A 20,364-nucleotide genomic window follows, 5' to 3' on the forward strand; every position below is an offset into this window, starting at 1 on the left:
AATTGTTCGTGCTTCATCTACCGCTCGCGGCTTTCATAGAGACCTTCAAGGTTACGAACCGATATCCCGCGGCGAGAGAATGACTACAGTCGTCATAATTCGCTGGGGATTTTCCTGTTGTTTTCGAGACGCGTTGAGATGGCGGTCTCCGCGTTTAGCGCGTATCTGTGATGCTGATTGATCATTCGCGATCGGTGCCGCGGTTTCCAGAGAGCAGAGGCCGGCTGTTGGTCTCTTCGCCCGGCGCACTAATTGACTTCGTCGAGTTTCCTGAAGCTGCAACACGGAAGCCCTGCGCGGGCATCTCTTGGATAAAGGAAACCCCCGCTCGCCGGCGTTTAAACAGCGGCGGGGGCAGTTCTCACTACCGGATCACGATCGTTGGGCCTCGAAGAGAGTCTCATGCAAAGACATCAAGGGGGTGGCGAAACGGTCCGGCTCCCCGCAGGCATAAGCCCGCGATTTTGACCAGACTGGAGCCGGCAGACCGCCCAGCCTAGTCGATCAACGCTTATGGAGCAGCGATGTTACGACGTGATTTCATTTGCGAAAAACACGCTCCGCGCCTACTCGATCTTCGCGGTCCACCTATGCCCGGTCGTCGTCGCTGTGACCGTAATCGCCTCGGTCGAGACCGGTCCCGTGCCCGTGCTATAAACCCCACAGGGGGCTAGCTCGATCGAGCCGCCTGCCGTCGTAGATGCAGCAGCCGTGAAGTTGATGAAGAGGCTCTCGGCCGTCGTGATATTTTGCGAAGCGGCTGTGCACGGATTCTCGATGAAGATCGTCATTCTAGCAGAGACCGACGCGACCAAAGTCTGAGAGGTGCCGCCCGTCGTTACCGCGCCGCTGCGATCCGTCAGCGTCTTCACGTTGGGGACGATAGTGACCGCAACAGCCTGAGCCAGCGGAGTTGCGCCACCCAGAGGCTGACTGATCGCGCCACCGCCGCCACCTCCTCCACCACCCGTGCAAGCGGCGCCGGTCTCGTCGATTACCGGAATGCCCTGACTACCCGGATTATAGATCGCCGGCAGAGAGTCGCATGAGGTGACAACGAACGCGCGCATTTGCGCATGAGCCGCAGCCGGCGCCAGCGCCAGCATCGCAAACAAAAGGACCTTGACCACCAATCTAGTCATTGCAGGCGTCCTCATTTTATGTGCGTCAGCAGCCAAGCGCCCACGCCGGACGCCAAACCCCCTCCAAGTCCACCCAGGAGCGAGTTTCGTATGTTCCGCGCGTCGGCGCCTTTGCGTTGGTTCTCGCTGGCTATGAGCTGATCGAGGTCCTCGCGCATATTCTCTACGGATTCAAAGCGATCGATGAGCGCTTCGAACTTCGCGACAAACCGCTCGAGATTGAGGGAAAGCTGGGCTAGCGGCTTAATCCCCTCTTCGAGATTTCTGATCCTGGCTTGGTTGTCCGATGTGAGTGCAACCATTTCTTTTTCCCACGTCCAGCGCTCGTTGAGCAGCCGGTGTTCACGATTTTCGCCTTCGTCCGCCATTTCGAATTATCCCCTGAAAGCCTTCCTCGGCGAACTTCTTAGGTGGTCACGAGACCTGCGGCCGCCGGCGGCGCGGCGATCGGCGCGGGCGATACAACGACAGGCGCGGGATTGCTCTCGACGCTCGCCTGATAGGCGCCAATCGTGCTGAGGGCCAACGCCTTCACCTCATCGGGAGTGATGCCCAACTTCGCGACAACGGGCCCGGCATTAGCGATCGCGGCGTTAGCGACCCGCGCCACCTGCGGCGACTCGACGTTGACGTTGATCGTCGAGAGCTTGTCGACGCCTTCGCCGACCATGCGATGCACTTCGTCCGCCATCGCCTTGCGCACGAGATCCATCTGCGAACTGGAGATCTGGATCTTGAGATATTTACGCGCGAGATTCCCCACGGCGCCGAGTCCCGCGAGGATCACGACCGCCGCGACGTCCTGGATGGCGGGCTTCAGAAATTCAACGACCGGCCCGATGCTTACGAGCGTGTTCATGTCAGCGTCTCCGTGGGATGGACGATGCTGCGCACATCCGCTTGGAGCATGAGCAGAACCGTAACAGGATCTATGGCGTGGTAGCGTTTGGCGAGCGGGATGGGCCACCAGCCGCAGTGACGAAGCGAGTCGGCGATCGAGGCCGAGCAGATCAGTTTACGCGGATCATGCAGGCCGCCGTTGAACGTCGCGAACCCCAGAATGGCCTTCATGTCGTATTGCCAGCCGATGCGATATTCGAGGAAGGCCACCCAATGGGCGTACATTTCCGGCGTCATTTGAGATCGACGAAGATTTGTAACGTGTCCTCTGGCGCGTAGTCGCCGGGAAGGCGTTGCACGCCGCCTTGGGTCAGCGCCGCGATGATCGTGCCATCGGCCATCACCGCTTCGACGTGGCTCACCGCGGCCATATTGTCGAAGCGGATCAAGCGCGAAAAAAAGTCATCCTTCGTTGTCACGAAGCGAATTCTTGCGGTGTTCGCGGGCGGAACGGGAACGATCAGCTCCTACTTGATCGGCGAAGCAGCGAGAGCCGCGAGCGAAGTTGCGCCCGTCAGGATCCCCGAGACGAGATCCTTCGCGGAGATGAGCTGGAAATTCGCGAGTGAGGAGCAACCGGCGACGATTGGCGAATTGGGCGACAGCGCGATTTCAAGATCCGTGATGATCTCGATATCCACGGCGAGGTGAATTTTCGGCATATCGCTAGCCACCGGGAGCGCCTGAACCTGCGCGACGAAGGCCTGAATTGGCGTCCAGCAAGCCGCCGTTATCGTATTTCCGGCGGCCTTGGCGACAGTCTGAGCCGCGGCCAAATCCGCGGCGGCGTCGCTCGTGACCCAAGCGCGAACCTTGTCGACCATTTGGTCAGGTGACTGGAGGCCGGTCTCGTTGAGGCCGAGCGGATCGAACGGCAGCGGGATCGGGAGCTTCGAAGTCGTCGCGGCGGCATCGCCATTCAAACCGAGCGGGTCGATCGGGAGCGGCAGCGGCAATTTCGCTTTCGAGGCGGCAAAGGAAGGCGACGCACAAACCAGAGCGGCGCAACAAATGGCGACAATCAAGCGAAATCCACGCATCGTTTTGGTTCCTTTCGTGAGGGGAAGAGCACGCGCGAGTCTCATGCGGCGACTCCCAAAAATTGCTCTCGCTCGGCTTCGCGGCGACCCTTCAACTCTGATGGGTGATCCCACATCAGGAAGGCATTCGCCGCGGCCTCTAAATTGCCGGCATTGATCATGTGGACGACGGTCGATCCGACGAAGCCATGCGCGCCGATGTTGAAGGCAAGCGAAACGCAAGCGTCGAACTGATCTTGGCTGATGCTAACGCGGATCGCCCGATTGACTGCGGCGATTTCCGGCGCGAGATCGGTATGGAGGATTCGCATTTCCTCGTCGGGAGTGATGGTCATCCCGGCATGAACCGATGGCGGACTCGCGCGGCCCGTATGGCCGACGCCGATGGTCCAAATCCCGCGGCTGTCGCGATAGGCCTGGAGCCGCGATCCCTCGCGGGCGATCAAGGCCTGCAAGCCCTTTTCGGAAATGTCCATTATTTCACCTATTAAGGCTTATCGCCTTCGAGGATGTGCCAAGCCGGCGTCACAACGTCGACCGTGTAGACGACGCCGATTCGATCCTTGATCAGTTTGATTTCGTCGATCTTCAGAGGCTCTTCCGGGTGGGCGAAAATATTCCGCGCCAGTTCGCCGCGACGAACTTTCTCGGTGCCGGCCAAAGTCTCATCACCCCGTGTCGCGATCAGCAATGCGTTGATCGCAACATCGCCCAACGTGATGAGCTTGCCCTCGACGCCAGGAATCGGCTTATTCGTCGTGGGATCGATCGGCGCGGGCTCGCGCAACTCGTCGCCGCGCGCGCCATGCAGCACGGCCTGGAACGGAATAACGCGGCCATCACCATCGGCGAATGCTGGTAATGACAGGGTCAAAGAGGATGCGATCGTCATGCCGGATAGAAGGGTTGCAATTTTCATTTTGTACTCTTTCATTTGTGGAGATTGCCCAATGTGGATCTCAGGAATTCTGTATCTGGGGCAGCCTCTTGCCGTTTTGCCTCAGCGGCGGCGCGTCCCTTCCCGGCATCTATCGCGCTGATGATGTCGGCGCACTGCTCATAGCCAGGGTCATAGACAAATCCCTTGAAGGCATTCGTCTTGCCATGACGGACGCACAGCTCGTATGCCTTTTCGAGATCGTCATCTGCAGCCACAGCCATCGTTGAAAGACCTAAGCCAAGCACGCATGCAATAAAGGTTGTTTTGATCATGATTGATCCCTTTGATCAGTAAGATGGGATGAAGTGTTTGGCGCCGGTCGTGTCCAGAACCGTCAACCATTCTTTGATGGTCGTGCTGGCGCCGGTCGGTCCAAGGGACGTTATCGTCGTCGCTACAGTTCCATTTGCGGTGAAACTGGCGGCTGAAAGCTCAAGCGGGCTCAGTAAATCAATGACGCCCGTCCCCTTGGCTCCAATCTCCAGGGTGACGTTGGCGTCGCCGCCAAAGCCCTGAGGCTCAAGGATAATGGGCGCGCCCGCTGCCGACGGCAGAAACTCAAACCCGTTGACGTCGATATTGCTCGTCGGAATTATTAGATTGATTCCGCCGCCGCCATTTTGGATGATTAATCCGTTATCGCCGATCGTGATATCTTGGACAGAAGCAGCGTTATCGACTTCGAATGATAAGAATGCGCCAATGAGGTCTACAGTGCAGTTGGCGGGATAGGACGCGGTGTTGTCGCAATATTGCTGCTTGAATCGTGAGCCGCGTGGGAACTGCATGAGCGTTCCGCTTTGCCCCGGCGTCATACCGTCATTGCCCTGCAGCGCGTTGTATCCGGCAAAAATACCCTTCAGGAAAGTCGCGCCGTTGTTTTGAATACCTAGGGCTGCTCCAGCCGGTTGCGGAAGCGCGTCATACAGTCCCGTCTGCACATTGAGGCAAATTTGCCCCGGCACCGTCAGGCATCCGCCACCACTCAGCAGCCTGAGTCCCGCGCTCCCGTGCCCGCTAGCAAACTCTAGATTGTACGAATCAAACCCGACCGATCCACTTGTCCTAAAGTCCGTGATATTCCACTCGCCAACCGAGCAGCTCGCGGCGCCCGGATAGATCCGGCACTCGCCGTATTGAGCAAATGCTGCATTCAGAGCGCTCGGTTTGTCATTAAAGCCGAAGAAAATCGCACCAAACGCCGAGCCGGTCGTATCCAGGGTCCTACCCGCACCGGTCACTCCGACACCCGAAGGGCCAGACTCCGCTAGCACATTTCCCACATTGCCAAAGGCGTATTTGCCCCCGGAAAATGGATTAGAGCCAAGAAAATCCCCCGTCGAGGGCACAAACGCAGTGAGCTGCCCTTGAACAAACAGCGTGCCGGCGGCGACCGCCGCTCCGTTGATCGTTGGAGACGAAATCGTCGGAGATGAGATCTGCGGCGAAGGAATAGAAAATCCGCTCGGCAACGCTGTGATCGAGACGACATTGCCAGTTGATTCAGTCGGGTTGCCGAGAAGGCTATTCGCAGGGATTTGGCTGAGAAGGCCTAAAGGTAGGACGTTCGATCCGGTAATTGTCGGAGAAGGTATAATTAAACCACTCGGGAGCGTCTCACATGCTTGGACATCTCCTATCGCGCGGGTTGCATTGCAGAGAACGCTATTTGGATCAATTTGCGGAAGCTGCGAGAAAGAAAGTTGGCTAGGACCAATCATGGTAGCGGTTGAAACCGCCATGTTGGTCAAAATATCCCGTACGATAGCGGGCGTAATCTGACCGCTGTTGTTGTCGATCACCTCGCCATTAATAAGAGCGAGGATCTCAGACAGCGTCGACGGCGGCGGTGGCGGCGTCTGCGCCCAAGCAGCCGCGATTGAGCCGAGCGCGAGCGCGCCGGCGAGCAAGAATCTCTTCATCTGGAAATTCCCTCAGGTCTTAATGATAAACATCCAGGCGATGTTCTTCACGCGGGTTTCGGGGGCGCCCCCGGTGATCGGATTTCCCGTCACCGTCGCCGGCGTATTGGTCAACGAATTAACAAAGGTCGCCGCCCCGGTTTCCGACCCATTTGAAATGCTCGATCCGCCGACTACGGGATTTTGATTCAGACCCTGCGTATGCGGTCCAACAGCATCAGCTTGGGTCGATCCAAAGATGCGACCTGGATCGACGCCGGCGCCGTCATCCCAGCCGCGCGGGACAAGGCCTCGCGCATCGGGAAGATTAAATTCGCCCCCGATCCGCCATAGGTAAATCCAATCGCGGCAAAGAGCTGCGGAAACGCTGTTGTCGTCAGGCTCGCGCCATTGCATTCCATCCAGCCGACAGGAACAGCCTGCATGGCCTGCATCTTGATGACGCCAGGCGCTTCGACCGGCGCTGGATTCAGCAAATTCCACTGGTTCGCCGTTGCATCGTAAATCAGTAGGCCCCAGAAGCCAGCGCCGGGAATGCTCCCCACTCGGAGTGGCTGTCCGCCCAATTGCGTGATTGCTATCGCGGGATTGGTATCTGCGGCCAATGTCGGAGTCGTCGTGGTATTTGCCGCTGTGAAGCGGAGAAGGATTTGCGTCCCGTTGATAAGGGGATTCGCCATTGCTGGAGCGAAGGTCGCCGTGATCACGTCGCTCGTTCCTGCGACGGTCCCCAAAACGGCAGCCGAATTACGGAGCTGCGTAAGTAAAAACCCAAAGCTGACCGCGTCGCCTGGGTTGACTGCCGACGCCAAGTCTTGAAGCGGGAAGCCTCCCATGTTGATGGGCGCCGTCGCCGGCGCCTGCCCATCGCGGGTCATACAATCCGAGAGGCCCTGAGCGATGTCTCCGTCCTGCGAATTTTGATCTTCCGCCGTCGCGGGGGTGTTGTCGACGAAGGTGATCAGCGGGGAGAAAACGCCCGATCCGTTGAAAGGCATGGTCAGATTCCATAAAAAAAGCCGCCCTTGCAAGGCGGCTGTTTTGTTGAGCGAGTAATCGGACTCGGCATAGTTCACGACTCAGGGTAGCCTTAGCCTCCGCCGGACATCCCCGGCAGGAGGTAGGCCATGAAGAGATACATTTGCGTCACGATTTTTGCGCTTATGACTTCTGCGGCAAGCGCGCAGATGGTTGCCCCGGACCTAGTACCAGGAACTATTACTTTGGTTGATCGGGGTCACGGAAAGTACGATGTCACTCAATCTCTCGTATTTGCGGGCGAAACGCATATGAACGTTTTGTCGGTATGCCAAATGCAAACTTCCGTCACCATTTTCGATACGACAGAAGAGCAGGCAAAAACTCAATTTCTTCCCAAGCTCATCTCAAATATCAAAGATTCGATGGATTGTTTGCAGCAAGTTAAGGAGCATCTAGAGAAGATACGGTCGGAAAGGGATCACTGATCCTGCGGCAGAAGGTCGAAGCCTTCATCGCCCGTCCTACAATACAGGTAGGCCGACGAAGCACCCATTGCTGGTGCGATAATCAAGCGCTCCCCAGCGGGACAGACGACTGTGACATGGTCGTTTCTCGTCCCATCTAGTGGCACTTCAGGAAAATGATCGTTTGCATAGTTGGCCCCAACTGCCGGACAGACGATTCCAATGAATGCGAAAGCACTCACGATTAAAGCGCGCATTTGAATCTCTTCCCATTAAGAAAGCCACCCTCACGGGTGGCTATTTGGACTTTTGATATTCAGGCGTATTATTCGGCGCATTGCCGGCCGAGGTATTTTTCCATGCAAAAATTCGTTATCGCCGTCATGGCCTGCCCCCATGGGGTGATCCAGTTTGAATGTTAGTGCATTGTCGGCCCTGGCGCTATTGCTGGCGTGGCGGGCGAAGCTGGTCCGGATTGCGAAGCCGGCCATTGCAGGGTCTCCGGGGCTGGCGGCTTGTAGCCCAGCGATGAGTGCGGGCGCACGGTGTTGTAGTGGCGTCGCCATCGCTCAATGACGACCTTCGCCTCCTTGAGAGTGTAGAAGATTTCACCATTCAAAAGCTCGTCGCGCAGCTTCGAGTTGAAGCTCTCGCAATAGCCGTTCTCCCAGGGACTGCCCGGCATGATGTAGGCGGTCTTCGCGCCGACGGCGGCAATCCAGTCACGCAACGCCTTGGCGATGAACTCCGGGCCGTTGTCGGAACGAATGTGGATCGGAACCCCTCGCAAGATGAAGAGGTCCGAGAGAACGTCGATGACGTCCGCTGCCTTCAGCTGCCGGTTAATCCTGATCGCGATGCATTCGCGGGTAAATTCGTCGATGATATTCAGCATGCGATATTTCCTGCCATCATGAGTGCGGTCCTCGACGAAGTCATAGGACCAGACGTGGTTGGGGCATTGCGGGCGCAGCCGGACGCACGAGCCGTCATTGAGCCAGAGACGCCCGCGCTTGGGTTGTCTGGCCGGAACTTTCAGCCCCTCGCGTCGCCAGATCCGCTCGACCCGTTTGACGTTGACCTTCCAGCCTCGCTCCCACAACATCGCCGTGATGCGGCGGTAGCCATAGCGGCCGTACTGGATGGCGAGCGCCGTGATGTCGGCGATCAATGCCGCTTCGTCATCGGGCTTGGTCGGAACCTTGCGCTGCGTGGAGCGATGCTGACCGAGAACCCGGCAAGCGAACCGCTCGGAAACGCCATGTTCGGCGATCACATGCTCCACGCAGGCGCGACGACGCGCGGAGCTCAGAAGTTTCCCGAGGCAGCCTCTTTCAGGATCAGCTTCTCAAGCGTCAAATCGGACACCGCTCGACGGAGCCGCGTATTCTCCGCCTCCAGCTCCTTCAGCCGCTTCACCTGATCGCCCTTCAGGCCGCCGTATTCCGACCGCCATCGATAGTATGTAACTTCCGTCACCCCTATCGAGCGGATCGCCTCCGCGACCGGTCGCCCTTGCGCGCTAAGCACTTCGACTTGCCGTAGCTTCGCGACGATCTCTTCCGCCTTGTGTCTTTTCCTCGGCATTGCGCAGTCCTCCATCAGGCTCATAAGCCCATACTTCACGGAGGATCACTTTTCAGGGGGCAGACCAATCGCGCCTTGGCCCCCGATTACCCCGGCCCATTTCCGGGTTAGCATTCGAGCCGATAGGCCTCGTTATAACGTAGCGTAACGTTTAGCTCGTTTGCGACGAAAAGTAAATTTGAATCAATGGGTTGGCAGTTATTTACGGCTAAAGCGTTAGGGATCGTTATGCGTCCTTGACTAACGCGGCCATAGCGCATCTGCTAAGCTGAAGGGGAGCCGTGTTTAGAAGGACTGCGTCATGCTGCGACACGCATTTCTGCGCGTTTGCGCCGCCGTCCCGACCTTACTGATCATCATCGCTCTGGCGTTCCTCTTGATGCGGCTCGCGCCAGGCGGCCCATTTGATTCCGAGCGGGCGCTCGACCCCGACATTGCGCGAAACCTCCGGCGAATCTATCGGCTCGACCTGCCCCTCATTCAGCAATTCTGGGTCTATCTGCAAAGCCTCATGCGCGGCGATCTTGGCCCGAGCTTTCATTGGCGCGATTTCTCCGTCAACGAACTCTTCGCCCATGCCCTGCCGATTTCGATGCGGCTCGGCGGCGAGGCCATGCTGCTCGCTCTCATCGTCGGGGGAGTTTTGGGCATCGCTGGCGCCGCCTCGCGGCGCGGGCCCGGCGCATGGGCTGTCGATGGCGCCGCGCTGCTCGGCGTCGTGTTGCCGCCTTTGGTGGTCGCGCCTCTCTTGCAGCTTGGCTTTGGCTTGAGCTTGCATGCCCTGCCGGTCGGCGGCTGGAACGACGGCGCGTGGCCCAATCAAATCCTGCCGGTCGCAACTCTCGCCCTGCCGCAAATCGCCGTGGTCGCGCGGCTGATGCAGGCGGTGCTGCGCGATGTTCTGGCGGAGCCGCATATTCGCACCTTGCGCGCCTTTGGCCTGCCGGCGCGCCATATTTACGCGCATGCGCTGCGCGCCGCGATCCTGCCTGTCCTTTCATATCTTGGCCTTGCCGCCGCCAATATCCTGACCGGCTCGGTGATTGTCGAAACCATTTTCGGCATTCCCGGCATGGGCCGCTATTTCGTCGATGGCGCTCTTGGCCGCGATTATCCGCTGGTGATGGGGACGGTCGTCGTGGTGGCGGCGCTGGTGATCCTCTTCAACCTCATCGTCGATTTGACCCACGCCTGGCTCGATCCGCGATTGGCGGATCATGGGCGCGTTCAATGAGCGGCGCTGCGCCGGAAATCTTAGGCGCCGCCTGGGCGCGGCCGAAATCTCTGCGCGTCAGCCTCGCCATTCTCGCGTTGATCGCGCTCGCCTGCATCATTGGGCCGCTTGTTTCGCCCCATCCCTATGATCGCGTCTATCGCGACTATGTTCTTGTCCCGCCATCATCCGCGGCGCACCCTAAAGCGGACGAACTCGATGCGGCGCTTCAGGATGCTGTCCGGCGCATGTCGGCGCAGGTCGAGATCTCGGAGCGGCGCGGCGAAGCGCTCAACGTCACGCTCGTGAGCGAGAAACAGATCGACGCGCGGGCGTTGCGGGCCTTTGAGCGCTCGGATGTTTTCGGGATGCCCCGCATCGTCGAAACGCAGGAGGAGGGTCGTCGCCTGCGCATTGAGCTTCCATTGAAGCGCAATGTTTTCCTGTTCGGCGCCGACGCCAATGGGCGCGATCTTTTGACCCGCACCCTCATCGCCGGCCGCGTGTCGCTTGCGGTCGGCCTGCTCGCCTCCTTCGTCGCCCTCATTATTGGCGTCGCTTATGGCGCGGTCGCGGGCTATGCAGGCGGGCGCGTCGACGCCATGATGATGCGCCTCGTCGAGATTATTTACGCGCTTCCCTTCATCTTTTTTGTGATTGTCCTGGTGATGGTTTTCGGCCGCCACTTTGCGCTGATCTTCCTGGCGATCGGCGCGGTCGAATGGCTCGATATGGCGAGGATCGTGCGGGGACAGACCTTGTCGCTTAAGCGCCGGGATTTTGTAGGCGCCGCCGAAGCCCTCGGGGCCAGCGCTCCGGCGATCATCTGGCGCCACATCATTCCGAACGCGGCCGGTCCGATCATCGCCTATCTCACGTTGCTGGTTCCCCGCGTCATTCTGCTCGAGAGCTTCGTCTCTTTCCTAGGTCTTGGCGTGCAAGAGCCTTTGGCGAGCTGGGGAGTCCTGATCGCCGACGGCGCTCGCAACATCCAGGGCTCGATTCATCTGCTGATTCTTCCGGCTGCCTTTCTCGGGCTGACGCTTGGCGCGCTGCAAAGCCTCGGTCAGGCGCTTGGCCAAAAGTTTGCCGGCTCCTCGGACAAAGGAAGCGGCTGAATGGAGCACAAGCATGCGATCCTCGATTTTCGCGATCTCTGCGTCTCTTATGGGCCGACGGCTGTCGTCAAAAATGTGAGTTTCGCTTTGGCGCGAGGCGAGGTCGCAGCCATCGTCGGCGAGTCGGGTTCCGGAAAGAGCCAGACCGCGCTCGCCGCGTTAAAATTGCTGGGGAGCGGGGCGACGGCGACGGGGGCGGTCGCTTTTGAGGGGATGAACCTTCTCACTCTTTCCGAGCGGCGGCTCAACATTATCAGAGGGCGCCGCATCGCCATGGTGTTTCAGGAGCCGATGTCGGCGCTCGACCCCTTGTTCACGGTCGGCGCGCAGATCAGCGCGATTCTTCGTCTTCAGGCAGGTTTTTCGCGTGCTGCGGCGACGGCCAGGGCCTAGGAACTCCTTGAGCTGGTTGGCATCTCCGAGCCGTGGCGGAGAATTCACGCCTATCCGCACGAATTGTCCGGCGGTCAGCGCCAGCGCGTCGCCATCGCCATGGCGATCTCCTGCAGCCCCGACGTACTGATCGCCGATGAGCCGACGACGGCGCTCGATGTAACGGTCGCCGCGCGCATTCTCGATCTGCTCGCCGAGCTTAAGCAAAGGCTAGGGATGGCGATGATTTTCATCAGCCATGATCTTGGCCTTGTGCGCCGTTTCGCCGACGCCATCCATGTCATGGCGGCGGGCGAGATCGTTGAGAGCAGACCGGCCGCGGAGATTTTATCGCGGCCGCGACATGGCGCGACGCAACGACTGCTCGCCAGCGCGCCGCGACTTCCGCGACCCGAGGGGCCGGCTCCTGAGATACTCACCGCGAGAAACATCAATGTCCGCTTTCCGTTGCGCAGCGGCTGGTTTGCGGCAAAGCGCGAAATCAAGGCGGTCGATGACGTCAGCCTGACTCTGCGCCAAGGCCGCACCTTCGGCGTCGTCGGTGAATCCGGTTCAGGCAAATCGACCCTCGGCCGGGCCCTCCTAAAACTTGCTCCCGCGAGCGGAGCGATTCGTTTTGAGGATCGCGATCTCGCAAAGCTCGACGCCGCGGCGATGCGCGCCCTGCGGCGCTCGCTGCAACCGGTGTTCCAAGATCCGTATTCCTCCCTGTCGCCGCGCATGCGCATCGGGGACATTATCGGCGAGGGATTGCTCGTGCATGAACCGGCGATGTCGCGGGAGGAGCGCGAGGAGCGCGTCGCCGCGGCCTTGGCGGAAGTTCGGCTCGATCCAAAGCTGCGCAATCGCCTTCCGCAGGCGCTTTCCGGGGGCCAAAGGCAGCGCATAGCCATCGCGCGGGCGATGATCCTTAAGCCGCGCCTTGTCGTGCTCGATGAGCCGACTTCGGCGCTCGACCGCTCCGTGCAGCACGAAATACCGGCGCTGCTCGAGACTTTGCAGGCGGCGCATGGGCTGACTTATGTCCTGATCAGCCACGGCCTCGCCGTGGTCGGCGCTATGGCCGATGAAATCGCGGTCATGAAAGACGGCCGCATCATTGAGCGCGGATCGGCGGATGAGATCATGGAAAATCCGCGCGAGGCCTATACGCAGGCGCTCATCGCGGCGGCGTTTCGCACCGGGGATGCGTGAGGAGGGGGCGCAAATTACGTCGATGCGGCATGGGCGAGGCCGCGCCGATGTGCTATGCAATCGCCTTGTGCGACAGGCGGTCTCCAAGGCGTAAGCACGGCTTATCTTGCGACGAGCGCAGCTTTTCCCTCAACATCCAACGACAGGGTGGGACATGCTTTTTGACGGTCAGACCATCAAGGTTGAAGAGCTCGGCGAGGGGATCGTCGAGCTGCGCTTCGAGCGCGGGGCGGAAGCGGTCAACAAGCTCGACCGTTTAACCTTCAGTGAGTTGCGCCGCGCCATTGACGTCATCGCCGCAGCGCCTGGAATTAAGGGCGCTCTGATCACAAGCGCCAAGGACGCCTTCATCGTCGGCGCCGATATTTTCGAGTTCAGCCATATCTTCCGCCTCGAGCCCGCGGAGGTCGCCGCGTTTGTCGGGAGCAATAGCTCGATAATAACGGCGCTGAATGATTTGCCGATTCCAACGGTCGCCGCGATCAATGGCTTGGCTCTCGGCGGCGGACTCGAGGTCGCCCTCGCCGCCGACTACCGGGTCATGTCAAATACAGCGAAGATCGGCTTTCCAGAGATCCACCTTGGCATTTTCCCGGGATATGGCGGCAGCGTTCGCCTGCCGCGCCTGATTGGCCTTGCGGAAAGCGCGCTATGGATTATTTCGGGCGCGCAGCAGGGAGCCGAGACGGCGCTGGCCCTTGGCGCCGTCGATGCCGTCGTTGCGCCGCAGGAGCTGCGCAAGGCTGCGATCGGCGCGCTTCAACAGGCGATTGCAAATCCCGATGAGTGGCGAGAGCGTCGCCGCGAATCGAAGGAAGGACTCGGCCTCACGCAGGAGGAGGTTCAGGATCTTCTCACCGGGGACGAAGTGACGGCGGCCAAAAGCTTGCCGAATTTCCCTGCGGCGCATGACGCCATCGCATTGCTGGTAGCCACCGCCGGCCTCGAGCGCGACGAGGCGCTGGCCTTGGAAACGGCGGCCTTCGCCAAGACGGCGAAGACGCAGGCCGCCGCCTCGCTGGTCACGATCTTCATCAATGAGCAGGCGGTGAAAAAGATCGCCAGACAATATGGGAAGACGGCGGCGCCGGTGCGCAAAGCCGCCGTCATCGGGGCGGGCGTCATGGGCGGCGGCATCGCTTATCAGAGCGCCTCGCGCGGCGTTCCGATCATCCTCAAGGATATTTCGGACAAGGCGCTCGAACTCGGAATGTCGGAGGCGAAAAAGCTTCTCGACAAACAGGTTGAGCAGGGCCGGCTGAAGCAGAATAAGGCTAATGCCATCATCGACGCGATCACGCCGAGCCTCGGTTTTGAAGGGTTCGACGCTGTCGATGTCGTCGTCGAGGCGATCGTTGAGAATCTCGCGGTGAAGACTGCGGTGCTGCGTGAGATCGAAGGGGCCGTCGGTGAGAAAACCATCCTCGCCTCGAATACGTCGTCCTTGCGGATCGGCGATCTGGCGCAGGGTCTACGGCGCCCGGAAAATTTCATTGGCATGCATTTTTTCAACCCCGTTCCCAAAATGTCGTTGGTCGAGGTGGTGCGCGGCCCCAAAACGTCGCAAGAGGCAGTCGCGACCATTGTCGGTTACGCGGCTGCGATGGGCAAGACGCCGATCGTCGTTGGCGATTGTCCCGGCTTCGTCGTCAATCGCGCGCTGACGCCCTATCTCATCGCCTTTTTGCGCCTCGTTCATGACGGAGTCGATTTCGAGAGCATCGATAGGGCCATGGAAGGCTTCGATTGGCCGATGGGGCCAGCCTATCTAACCGACGTCATTGGCCTCGATATCACGCATCACGTCATCGAAATCGTCTCCACCGGTTTCTCCGGGCGCATGGAGGCTCCGCCCAATTCGGCGATCAACATTTTGTTGGCCGACAAGCGCCTCGGTCAAAAGAATGGCCGCGGCTTCTATCGCTACGTCAATGATCTGAAGGGCCGGCCGCGCAAGGAGATTGATCCCGCGGTCGATGCGCTTCTCGCATCTGGGCGGCCGGGCGCAAAAGCTTCGATCAGCGAGGCCGAGATCATCGAGCGCATGATGCTGCCGCTGATTTTGGAGGCTGCGCGTTGCCTTGAAGAAGGCGTCGTCGCATCGCCGGGCGAGGCGGACATGTGCCTCATCCACGGGCTTGGGCTGCCGCGCTATCTCGGCGGCGCGTTGAAATACGCCGATTATCTTGGGCTCAAGAACGTTGTCGAGCGCGCCGCCAAATGGGAGAGGCTTGGCGCGATCTATCATCCGAGCGAAAAATTCCTGGCGATGGCCGCAAAGGGCGAGGCTTTCTATCCGGGGTGAGGTTGGCAATCTCGATTCGCGTCACACCTCGCGTCGCATTAAGTGCGGCATTGTCTATCTCGACCGTCCGCGCAGAAACCGTGTGCACGGTCGTCGCCGACGCCGCTGACGGAAAGTCCTAACGTCCGCTTGGGGGCTCCATCCGAGCGTCTGATCGGACTGACCTAATGCGCCTCGTCCCAGTTCTGCGCGGCCTTGGCGTCGACCTGCAAGGGGACGGAGAGCTGCAACACAGGATGCGGCGCCTCGACCATTACCCTGCGCACCACTGCGATAGTCGCCTCGACTTCAGCATCGGGAACCTCGAACACAAGCTCGTCGTGAACCTGCAACAGCATTTGCGCCGAAAGCTTCGCCCGCTCCAGCGCCGCATCCATCCGCACCATCGCGCGGCGGATGATGTCGGCGGCCGAGCCCTGGATTGGGGCGTTGATCGCGGCGCGCTCGTTGAAAGCGCGCTCCGAAGGATTTGAGGCGGTAATGCGCGGATAGTGGCATTTGCGGCCGAAAATCGTCGTGACATAGCCGTTTTCTCGCGCGGTCTTCTTTGTTGCGTCCATATAGGCGCGAATGTTGGGAAAGCGCTCGAAATATCGTTTGATGTAAGCGCCGGCCTCCTCGCGCGGAATAGCCAGCTGATTGGCGAGGCCAAAGGCCGAGATGCCGTAGATGATGCCGAAATTGATCGCCTTGGCGCGGCGGCGCACATCGGAGGGCATGCCCTCGATCGCGACGCCAAACATTTCCGATGCGGTCATCGCATGAATGTCGAGACCCTCGGCGAAAGCCGCCTTCAACTGCGGGATATCGGCGATATGGGCGAGCAGCCGCAACTCGATCTGCGAATAATCCGCCGAAACGAGCTTGTGGCCCGGCGCGGCGATGAAAGCCTTGCGGATCTTGCGTCCCGCCTCGTTGCGCACCGGAATATTCTGCAAATTCGGATCAGAAGAGGAGAGCCGCCCGGTGGTCGTCGCCGCCAAGGCGTATGAGGTGTGCACGCGCCCCGTCGAGGGATTGACGAAACTGGGCAAGGCGTCGGTATAGGTCGATTTCAGTTTGGAGAGCTGGCGCCAATCAAGGATGCGCGCGGCGAGCTCATTGCCTTGTTCCGCGAGATCTTCGAGCACTCCGGCCGCTGTCGACCAGGCTCCCGTCGCGGTTTTTTTGGCGCCGGAGAGACCCATTTTGCCGTATAAAATGTCGCCCAGTTGTTTCGGCGAGCCAAGGTTGAAGCTTTGGCCGGCCAGCTCGAAAATCGCCGCTTCCAACCGCGCCATATCCTGCGCGAATTCGCCTGAGAGTCGCGAGAGAATGGCGCGATCGATGGAAATGCCGCGCCGCTCCATGCGCGTCAAAACCTCGATCATCGGGCGCTCCAGCGTCTCGTAGACGGAGGTCATATGTTCGGCCGGCAGGCGCGGCTTCAACACGCGCCAGAGCCGCAGAGCGACGTCGGCGTCTTCCGCCGAATATTCGGTCGCTTTGTCGATGGGGACGCGGGCGAATCCGACGAAGGTGCGCCCGGAGCCCGCGACCTCGCCGAATTGGATCGGCTTGTGCCCGAGGTATTTCTCGGAGAGGACGTCCATTCCGTGATCGGTGCGGCCGGCGTCGAGAACGTAGGAGATCAGCAGCGTGTCTTCCGCCGGCGAAACGTCGATGCCGCGTTGCGAAAAAATCAGCCGGTCGAATTTCATGTTCTGCGCGATCTTCAAGACATTGGGAGCCTCGAGCAGCGGCTTCGACCGCGCCAGAACCTCGGCAATCGGCAATTGGCCCGGCAAGACTTCGCCGCCGCCGAAAAGATCGCCTGCTCCTTCGCCCTTGTGGCGCAACGGAATGTAGCAAGCGCGGCCCGGCGTCGCGCACATGGATATGCCGATGAGATCGGCTTGCATGGCGTCGAGCGAGGAGGTCTCGGTGTCGATCGAGACGGCGCCGGCTTCGATCGCCTCCGCGATATAAGCCTCGAGCCGTTCGAAGCTTGTGATGGTCTCATAGCTTTTGATGTCGAATTTGTCCGCGCGCGCCGCCGCGGCCCGCGCGGCGGCGAGATTGCCAGGCCCTGTGGCGATGATTTTTTGCGGCGCTTGCTCGCCATAACGGGCGTTGCGCTTTGGACCTTGCACGACTGCGCTTTCGTTCGATGGGGGCGCCTCGGTGGCTTCGCTTGAGGCCGATAGCGCAACGCCGTTGCGGCCGCGCCAGCCGGCTTGCCCTGCGAAAGCGGGATCAGGCTCAATCAAGGCCGCCTCGATCGCGTAGGCCTCCGCCGCCCGCTTCGTGATGGTGGTGAATTCCAGCGCCTTGAAGAAGGCGACCAATGTTTTGCCTTCGGGAGCCGCAAGCATGAAATCGTCGAGCGGCGTCTCGAGCGGAACGTCGCAGACGAGGGAGACGAGCTGCTTTGAGGTTCTGATTAGCGCGACGCTCTCTGGATCGGTGAGAATTTCGCGGCGCTTTGGCTGTTTGATTTCGCCCGCACGGGCGAGCAGCGTGTCGAGGTCGCCATATTCGCTGATGAGCTGCGCTGCGGTCTTGAGACCTATGCCTCGCGCGCCGGGGACATTATCCGTCGAGTCTCCGGCCAGCGCCTGCACGTCGATCACTTTGTCGGGAGAGACGCCGAAATAGGTCAACACCTCCTCGACGCCAATGCGGCGCTCTTCGCGCGAGCCCTTCGCGCCGGCTTCCCCGGAGGCCGGATCATACATCGAGACTCCCGGCTCGATGAGCTGCATCAGATCCTTGTCGGCGGAGATGATCAAAACGTCGGCGCCGCGTTCGCGCGCGGCGCGGGCATAGGTGGCGATGAGATCGTCGGCCTCAAAGCGGTCCTGCTCGACGGGCAAAAGACCAAAGGCGCGCACGGCGGCTCGCATCAAGGGGAATTGCGGGATTAGATCTTCGGGCGGCTCGGACCGATTGCCTTTGTAGGGCGGATAGATCTCTTTGCGGAAAGAGTTCTCGGATTTATCGAAAATAATCGCGAGATGGGTCGGCTTGATCCCGGCCGCGCCCTCGCGCACGAATTGAAACAGTTTTGTGCAGAACAGCCGAACGGCTCCGGTCGGCAAGCCGTCGGAGCGATAATTATATTTTGCGTCCTGCCGGATCGACTGAAAATAGGCGCGAAATACGAAGGAGGATCCGTCGACCAGGAAAACATGGTCTCCCGCCTGGACGGGTTTTTGAGGAAACGACATGAGCGCGGCAATTTTCCCGATTGAAAGAGGCCGCCAGCATAGGCGCGCCGGACCGCGGATGCTACTGCATCGGGCGCGGCGGGCTCTAGAAGGCGAGGAGGCGGATAAAAAAGAGGCCGCAAAAAGTCTATGCAACTAAAAAATGGTTCGATCGTTATGGTTCACGGCGGGCGATGCGGCTGGCGTAGTTTGCATGGGCGCCTCAGCAATTTTGTAATATATCGTTACCTTTGTGAAATGTATGTCAGCGCTCTTTATGCTTCTTTCTCAGCCCATTCCTTCCTCCGCGAGGACGAGTTGTTTCAAAAAACTGTTATATAATTCGTTATCGACATTGCTTCGCTCCGGTTCGCAGGTTCGACCGCAGCCGCAGACCATTTCCTGAAAAATGTTGGTGAAGTTGCTCAAGGACATGGATTTCGAGGCAATTTTCAAGAACCTTCCCACTCCCTCTATGGTGATGGACGTGAATTTCGTGATCGTCGCCATGAACGAAGCCTATTTGAGGGTGATGTCGCGGGATCGGGAAAGCCTTATTGGCGTCGAGGTCTTCACCGCATTTCCCGCTGAAGGCGAAAGTCGCAGGATGTTGCAGGAGTCGTTCGAGCGCGTCCGCGACAAAGCCGTCGTTGACGTGATTCCCGTGCTGCCATACGCCATTCCCGGTAAGGACGGGTTCGAGCAGCGATCCTGGAGCTATACCCACGCGCCGATTCTCGGCGAGGACGGAAAGGTCGCCTTTGTGCTCCAGAATGCGCAAGACATCTCAAATCTGTCGCAGACGCGTCAATTGCTTGATTTGCCAAAAGTCGAGACGCAGTCGCTCAAAGACGCGGTTTATCCCCGAATCGAAATGATTCAGGTCTTAAACCAGACGCTTTTGGCTACTGCGCATCATCTGCAACGTTTGTTCATGCAGGCGGCCAATTTCATGTGCGTTTTGCATGGGCCGGATCATGTGTTCGACATCGCGAACCTCGCTTTTCGCGAGCTGGTCGGCGATCGCGATCTCCTAGGCAAGGCCGCGTGCGAGGCTGTTCCCGAGCTTGAAAGCCAGAATTACATTCGAATTCTGGACGACGTCTTCAGCAGCGGCGAAGCCTTCGTCAGCCGCAAGATGCGGGTGCTTTTGCAAAGCAGCGAAGGCAAGATCGAAGAGCATTTTCTCGATATCGTTTGTCAGCCGATCCTCGGGGCCAAGGGCGAGGTCAGCGGGGTCTTCATCGAGGGGAGCGACGTCACGGATCATGTGCGGGCCGAGCAACGGCAGGCGCTTCTCATTCGCGAGTTGCACCATCGCGTCAGAAACACGCTGGCGACCGTGCAAGGGGTGATGAACACGACCGCAAAGAGCTCCGCGACCATCGAGGAATTCCAGGAAGCCTTCGCCGGGCGCATCGCTTCAATGGCGAAGACTCATGCGGTCATGACGGAGGAGCTGGATCAGTCAGTTTCATTCGCGCATTTGCTGAATCAGGAGCTCAGCCATTATTGCGACAATGGCGGCCTTCGCATTCACCTTGCCGGGCCGGCCGTCGATCTGCCGTCGCAGATCGCGGTTCCGCTTGGCATGGCCGTTCACGAACTCACCACCAACGCCGCCAAATACGGCGCATTGGCCGGAGAGGAAGGGCGAATCGACATCACATGGAGTCTGACCGACACTCCAAATGGCTCAGCGCTGCTGTGCGAATGGAATGAGACGGACGGTCCGACCGTCAAGCCGCCCTCGCGCGAGGGGTTCGGTTCGGTGCTGCTCAAGCGGGTGCTGTCGCAGCAGATCGGAGCCGAGGTGAAAGTCGCGTTCGAACCGGAAGGATTCCGGTTGCGGATGGTCGTCCCTCTGCGTTCAGACCGGTAGACGCAGCTTGCGGAGAGCCGCTGATCGTTGAAGTCGCGACGGGTTTGAGGGTTCGGCATAAGAAAGCAAGAGTCGTTGACGCGCGAGGTCGCCAG

General features: G+C 59.6%; 20 protein-coding genes and 1 pseudogene. 8 read left to right on the forward strand and 13 right to left on the reverse strand.

Annotation, left to right across the window (positions count from 1 at the left end; all coding sequences use genetic code 11):
- Positions 1–566: 566 nt before the first annotated feature.
- Genes WDN46_03375 through WDN46_03420 form a run of 10 tightly spaced genes read right to left on the reverse strand, consistent with a single transcriptional unit; the run spans position 567 to position 5,932 of the window.
- Positions 567–1,142: a hypothetical protein gene (locus WDN46_03375; GenBank protein MEJ0092486.1), complete on the reverse strand. Its 576-nt coding sequence runs from the start codon at positions 1,140–1,142 to the stop codon at positions 567–569.
- Between the two features lie 11 nt (positions 1,143–1,153).
- Positions 1,154–1,510, reverse strand: coding sequence for a hypothetical protein (locus WDN46_03380; GenBank protein ID MEJ0092487.1), 357 nt, complete (start codon positions 1,508–1,510; stop codon positions 1,154–1,156).
- A 38-nt stretch (positions 1,511–1,548) separates the two neighbouring features.
- Complete coding sequence (locus WDN46_03385; GenBank protein MEJ0092488.1) at positions 1,549–2,001, reverse strand: hypothetical protein; 453 nt, start codon at positions 1,999–2,001, stop codon at positions 1,549–1,551.
- The gene (locus WDN46_03390; GenBank protein ID MEJ0092489.1) at positions 1,998–2,279 is read right to left on the reverse strand and encodes a hypothetical protein; all 282 of its coding nucleotides are present in this window, start codon (positions 2,277–2,279) and stop codon (positions 1,998–2,000) included. The genes WDN46_03385 and WDN46_03390 overlap by 4 nt, the downstream gene beginning before the upstream one ends.
- Positions 2,276–2,461, reverse strand: a complete 186-nt coding sequence (locus WDN46_03395; GenBank protein ID MEJ0092490.1) for a hypothetical protein — start codon at positions 2,459–2,461, stop codon at positions 2,276–2,278. The genes WDN46_03390 and WDN46_03395 overlap by 4 nt, the downstream gene beginning before the upstream one ends.
- Before the next feature lie 48 nt (positions 2,462–2,509).
- Positions 2,510–3,127, reverse strand: coding sequence for a hypothetical protein (locus tag WDN46_03400; protein ID MEJ0092491.1), 618 nt, complete (start codon positions 3,125–3,127; stop codon positions 2,510–2,512).
- Positions 3,124–3,558: a lysozyme gene (locus tag WDN46_03405; protein ID MEJ0092492.1), complete on the reverse strand. Its 435-nt coding sequence runs from the start codon at positions 3,556–3,558 to the stop codon at positions 3,124–3,126. Before WDN46_03405 ends, WDN46_03400 begins: the two co-directional genes overlap by 4 nt.
- Before the next feature lie 11 nt (positions 3,559–3,569).
- On the reverse strand, positions 3,570–4,001 hold the full coding sequence (locus WDN46_03410) for a hypothetical protein (protein ID MEJ0092493.1): 432 nt from the start codon (positions 3,999–4,001) through the stop codon (positions 3,570–3,572).
- A gap of 11 nt (positions 4,002–4,012) precedes the next feature.
- A complete protein-coding gene (locus WDN46_03415; protein ID MEJ0092494.1) occupies positions 4,013–4,294 on the reverse strand; it encodes a hypothetical protein in 282 nt (93 codons plus the stop codon).
- 15 nt (positions 4,295–4,309) lie between these two features.
- Positions 4,310–5,932 (reverse strand): hypothetical protein, encoded by a 1,623-nt coding sequence (locus tag WDN46_03420; protein MEJ0092495.1) that lies wholly within the window; start codon positions 5,930–5,932, stop codon positions 4,310–4,312.
- 34 nt (positions 5,933–5,966) lie between these two features.
- Here WDN46_03420 and WDN46_03425 point away from each other — a divergent pair, with 34 nt between their 5' ends.
- Positions 5,967–6,131 (forward strand): hypothetical protein, encoded by a 165-nt coding sequence (locus WDN46_03425; protein ID MEJ0092496.1) that lies wholly within the window; start codon positions 5,967–5,969, stop codon positions 6,129–6,131.
- Between the two features lies 1 nt (position 6,132).
- Here the strand turns inward: WDN46_03425 and WDN46_03430 are convergent, their stop codons facing one another.
- Positions 6,133–7,020, reverse strand: a complete 888-nt coding sequence (locus WDN46_03430; protein MEJ0092497.1) for a phage tail protein — start codon at positions 7,018–7,020, stop codon at positions 6,133–6,135.
- A 51-nt stretch (positions 7,021–7,071) separates the two neighbouring features.
- On the opposite strand from WDN46_03430, the gene WDN46_03435 reads away from it, so the two are divergent.
- On the forward strand, positions 7,072–7,410 hold the full coding sequence (locus WDN46_03435; GenBank protein ID MEJ0092498.1) for a hypothetical protein: 339 nt from the start codon (positions 7,072–7,074) through the stop codon (positions 7,408–7,410).
- A gap of 397 nt (positions 7,411–7,807) precedes the next feature.
- Here the strand turns inward: WDN46_03435 and WDN46_03440 are convergent.
- A protein-coding gene (locus tag WDN46_03440; GenBank protein ID MEJ0092499.1) for an IS3 family transposase occupies positions 7,808–8,976 on the reverse strand; the annotation gives its coding sequence in 2 pieces (ribosomal slippage) (positions 7,808–8,712 and positions 8,712–8,976; 1,170 coding nt in all).
- 301 nt (positions 8,977–9,277) lie between these two features.
- On the opposite strand from WDN46_03440, the gene WDN46_03445 reads away from it, so the two are divergent.
- From WDN46_03445 to fadB, 5 genes and pseudogenes are all read left to right on the forward strand, one after another.
- Complete coding sequence (locus tag WDN46_03445) at positions 9,278–10,210, forward strand: ABC transporter permease subunit (GenBank protein MEJ0092500.1); 933 nt, start codon at positions 9,278–9,280, stop codon at positions 10,208–10,210.
- A complete protein-coding gene (locus WDN46_03450; protein ID MEJ0092501.1) occupies positions 10,207–11,307 on the forward strand; it encodes an ABC transporter permease subunit in 1,101 nt (366 codons plus the stop codon). Before WDN46_03445 ends, WDN46_03450 begins: the two co-directional genes overlap by 4 nt.
- A pseudogene (locus WDN46_03455) lies at positions 11,308–12,072 on the forward strand (ABC transporter ATP-binding protein). It begins immediately after the preceding gene.
- A gap of 39 nt (positions 12,073–12,111) precedes the next feature.
- Entirely contained in the window at positions 12,112–12,894 is a 783-nt protein-coding gene (locus tag WDN46_03460) for an ATP-binding cassette domain-containing protein (protein ID MEJ0092502.1), read from the forward strand.
- Between the two features lie 154 nt (positions 12,895–13,048).
- On the forward strand, positions 13,049–15,199 hold the full coding sequence (gene fadB / locus WDN46_03465; protein ID MEJ0092503.1) for a fatty acid oxidation complex subunit alpha FadB: 2,151 nt from the start codon (positions 13,049–13,051) through the stop codon (positions 15,197–15,199).
- Between the two features lie 164 nt (positions 15,200–15,363).
- Here fadB and polA read toward each other — a convergent pair whose 3' ends face one another.
- Positions 15,364–18,408: a DNA polymerase I gene (gene polA / locus WDN46_03470; GenBank protein MEJ0092504.1), complete on the reverse strand. Its 3,045-nt coding sequence runs from the start codon at positions 18,406–18,408 to the stop codon at positions 15,364–15,366.
- 388 nt (positions 18,409–18,796) lie between these two features.
- On the opposite strand from polA, the gene WDN46_03475 reads away from it, so the two are divergent.
- Positions 18,797–20,269 (forward strand): HWE histidine kinase domain-containing protein, encoded by a 1,473-nt coding sequence (locus WDN46_03475; GenBank protein ID MEJ0092505.1) that lies wholly within the window; start codon positions 18,797–18,799, stop codon positions 20,267–20,269.
- The last annotated feature ends 95 nt before the right edge of the window (positions 20,270–20,364 follow it).

The organism is Methylocella sp., assembly GCA_037200525.1.
Classification (GTDB): Bacteria; Pseudomonadota; Alphaproteobacteria; order Rhizobiales; family Beijerinckiaceae; genus Methylocapsa.

Bases quoted from the DNA above. Each gene is read 5' to 3' on its own strand.
- polA (MEJ0092504.1), bottom strand. From the start codon at position 18,408: ATGTCGTTTCCTCAAAAACCCGTCCAGGCGGGAGACCATGTTTTCCTG.
- WDN46_03425 (MEJ0092496.1), top strand. From the start codon at position 5,967: ATGATAAACATCCAGGCGATGTTCTTCACGCGGGTTTCGGGGGCGCCC.
- WDN46_03385 (MEJ0092488.1), bottom strand. From the start codon at position 2,001: ATGAACACGCTCGTAAGCATCGGGCCGGTCGTTGAATTTCTGAAGCCC.
- WDN46_03435 (MEJ0092498.1), top strand. From the start codon at position 7,072: ATGAAGAGATACATTTGCGTCACGATTTTTGCGCTTATGACTTCTGCG.
- WDN46_03475 (MEJ0092505.1), top strand. From the start codon at position 18,797: ATGTTGGTGAAGTTGCTCAAGGACATGGATTTCGAGGCAATTTTCAAG.
- fadB (MEJ0092503.1), top strand. From the start codon at position 13,049: ATGCTTTTTGACGGTCAGACCATCAAGGTTGAAGAGCTCGGCGAGGGG.
- WDN46_03400 (MEJ0092491.1), bottom strand. From the start codon at position 3,127: ATGAGACTCGCGCGTGCTCTTCCCCTCACGAAAGGAACCAAAACGATG.
- WDN46_03415 (MEJ0092494.1), bottom strand. From the start codon at position 4,294: ATGATCAAAACAACCTTTATTGCATGCGTGCTTGGCTTAGGTCTTTCA.
- WDN46_03390 (MEJ0092489.1), bottom strand. From the start codon at position 2,279: ATGACGCCGGAAATGTACGCCCATTGGGTGGCCTTCCTCGAATATCGC.
- WDN46_03410 (MEJ0092493.1), bottom strand. From the start codon at position 4,001: ATGAAAATTGCAACCCTTCTATCCGGCATGACGATCGCATCCTCTTTG.
- WDN46_03450 (MEJ0092501.1), top strand. From the start codon at position 10,207: ATGAGCGGCGCTGCGCCGGAAATCTTAGGCGCCGCCTGGGCGCGGCCG.
- WDN46_03380 (MEJ0092487.1), bottom strand. From the start codon at position 1,510: ATGGCGGACGAAGGCGAAAATCGTGAACACCGGCTGCTCAACGAGCGC.
- WDN46_03375 (MEJ0092486.1), bottom strand. From the start codon at position 1,142: ATGACTAGATTGGTGGTCAAGGTCCTTTTGTTTGCGATGCTGGCGCTG.
- WDN46_03445 (MEJ0092500.1), top strand. From the start codon at position 9,278: ATGCTGCGACACGCATTTCTGCGCGTTTGCGCCGCCGTCCCGACCTTA.
- WDN46_03405 (MEJ0092492.1), bottom strand. From the start codon at position 3,558: ATGGACATTTCCGAAAAGGGCTTGCAGGCCTTGATCGCCCGCGAGGGA.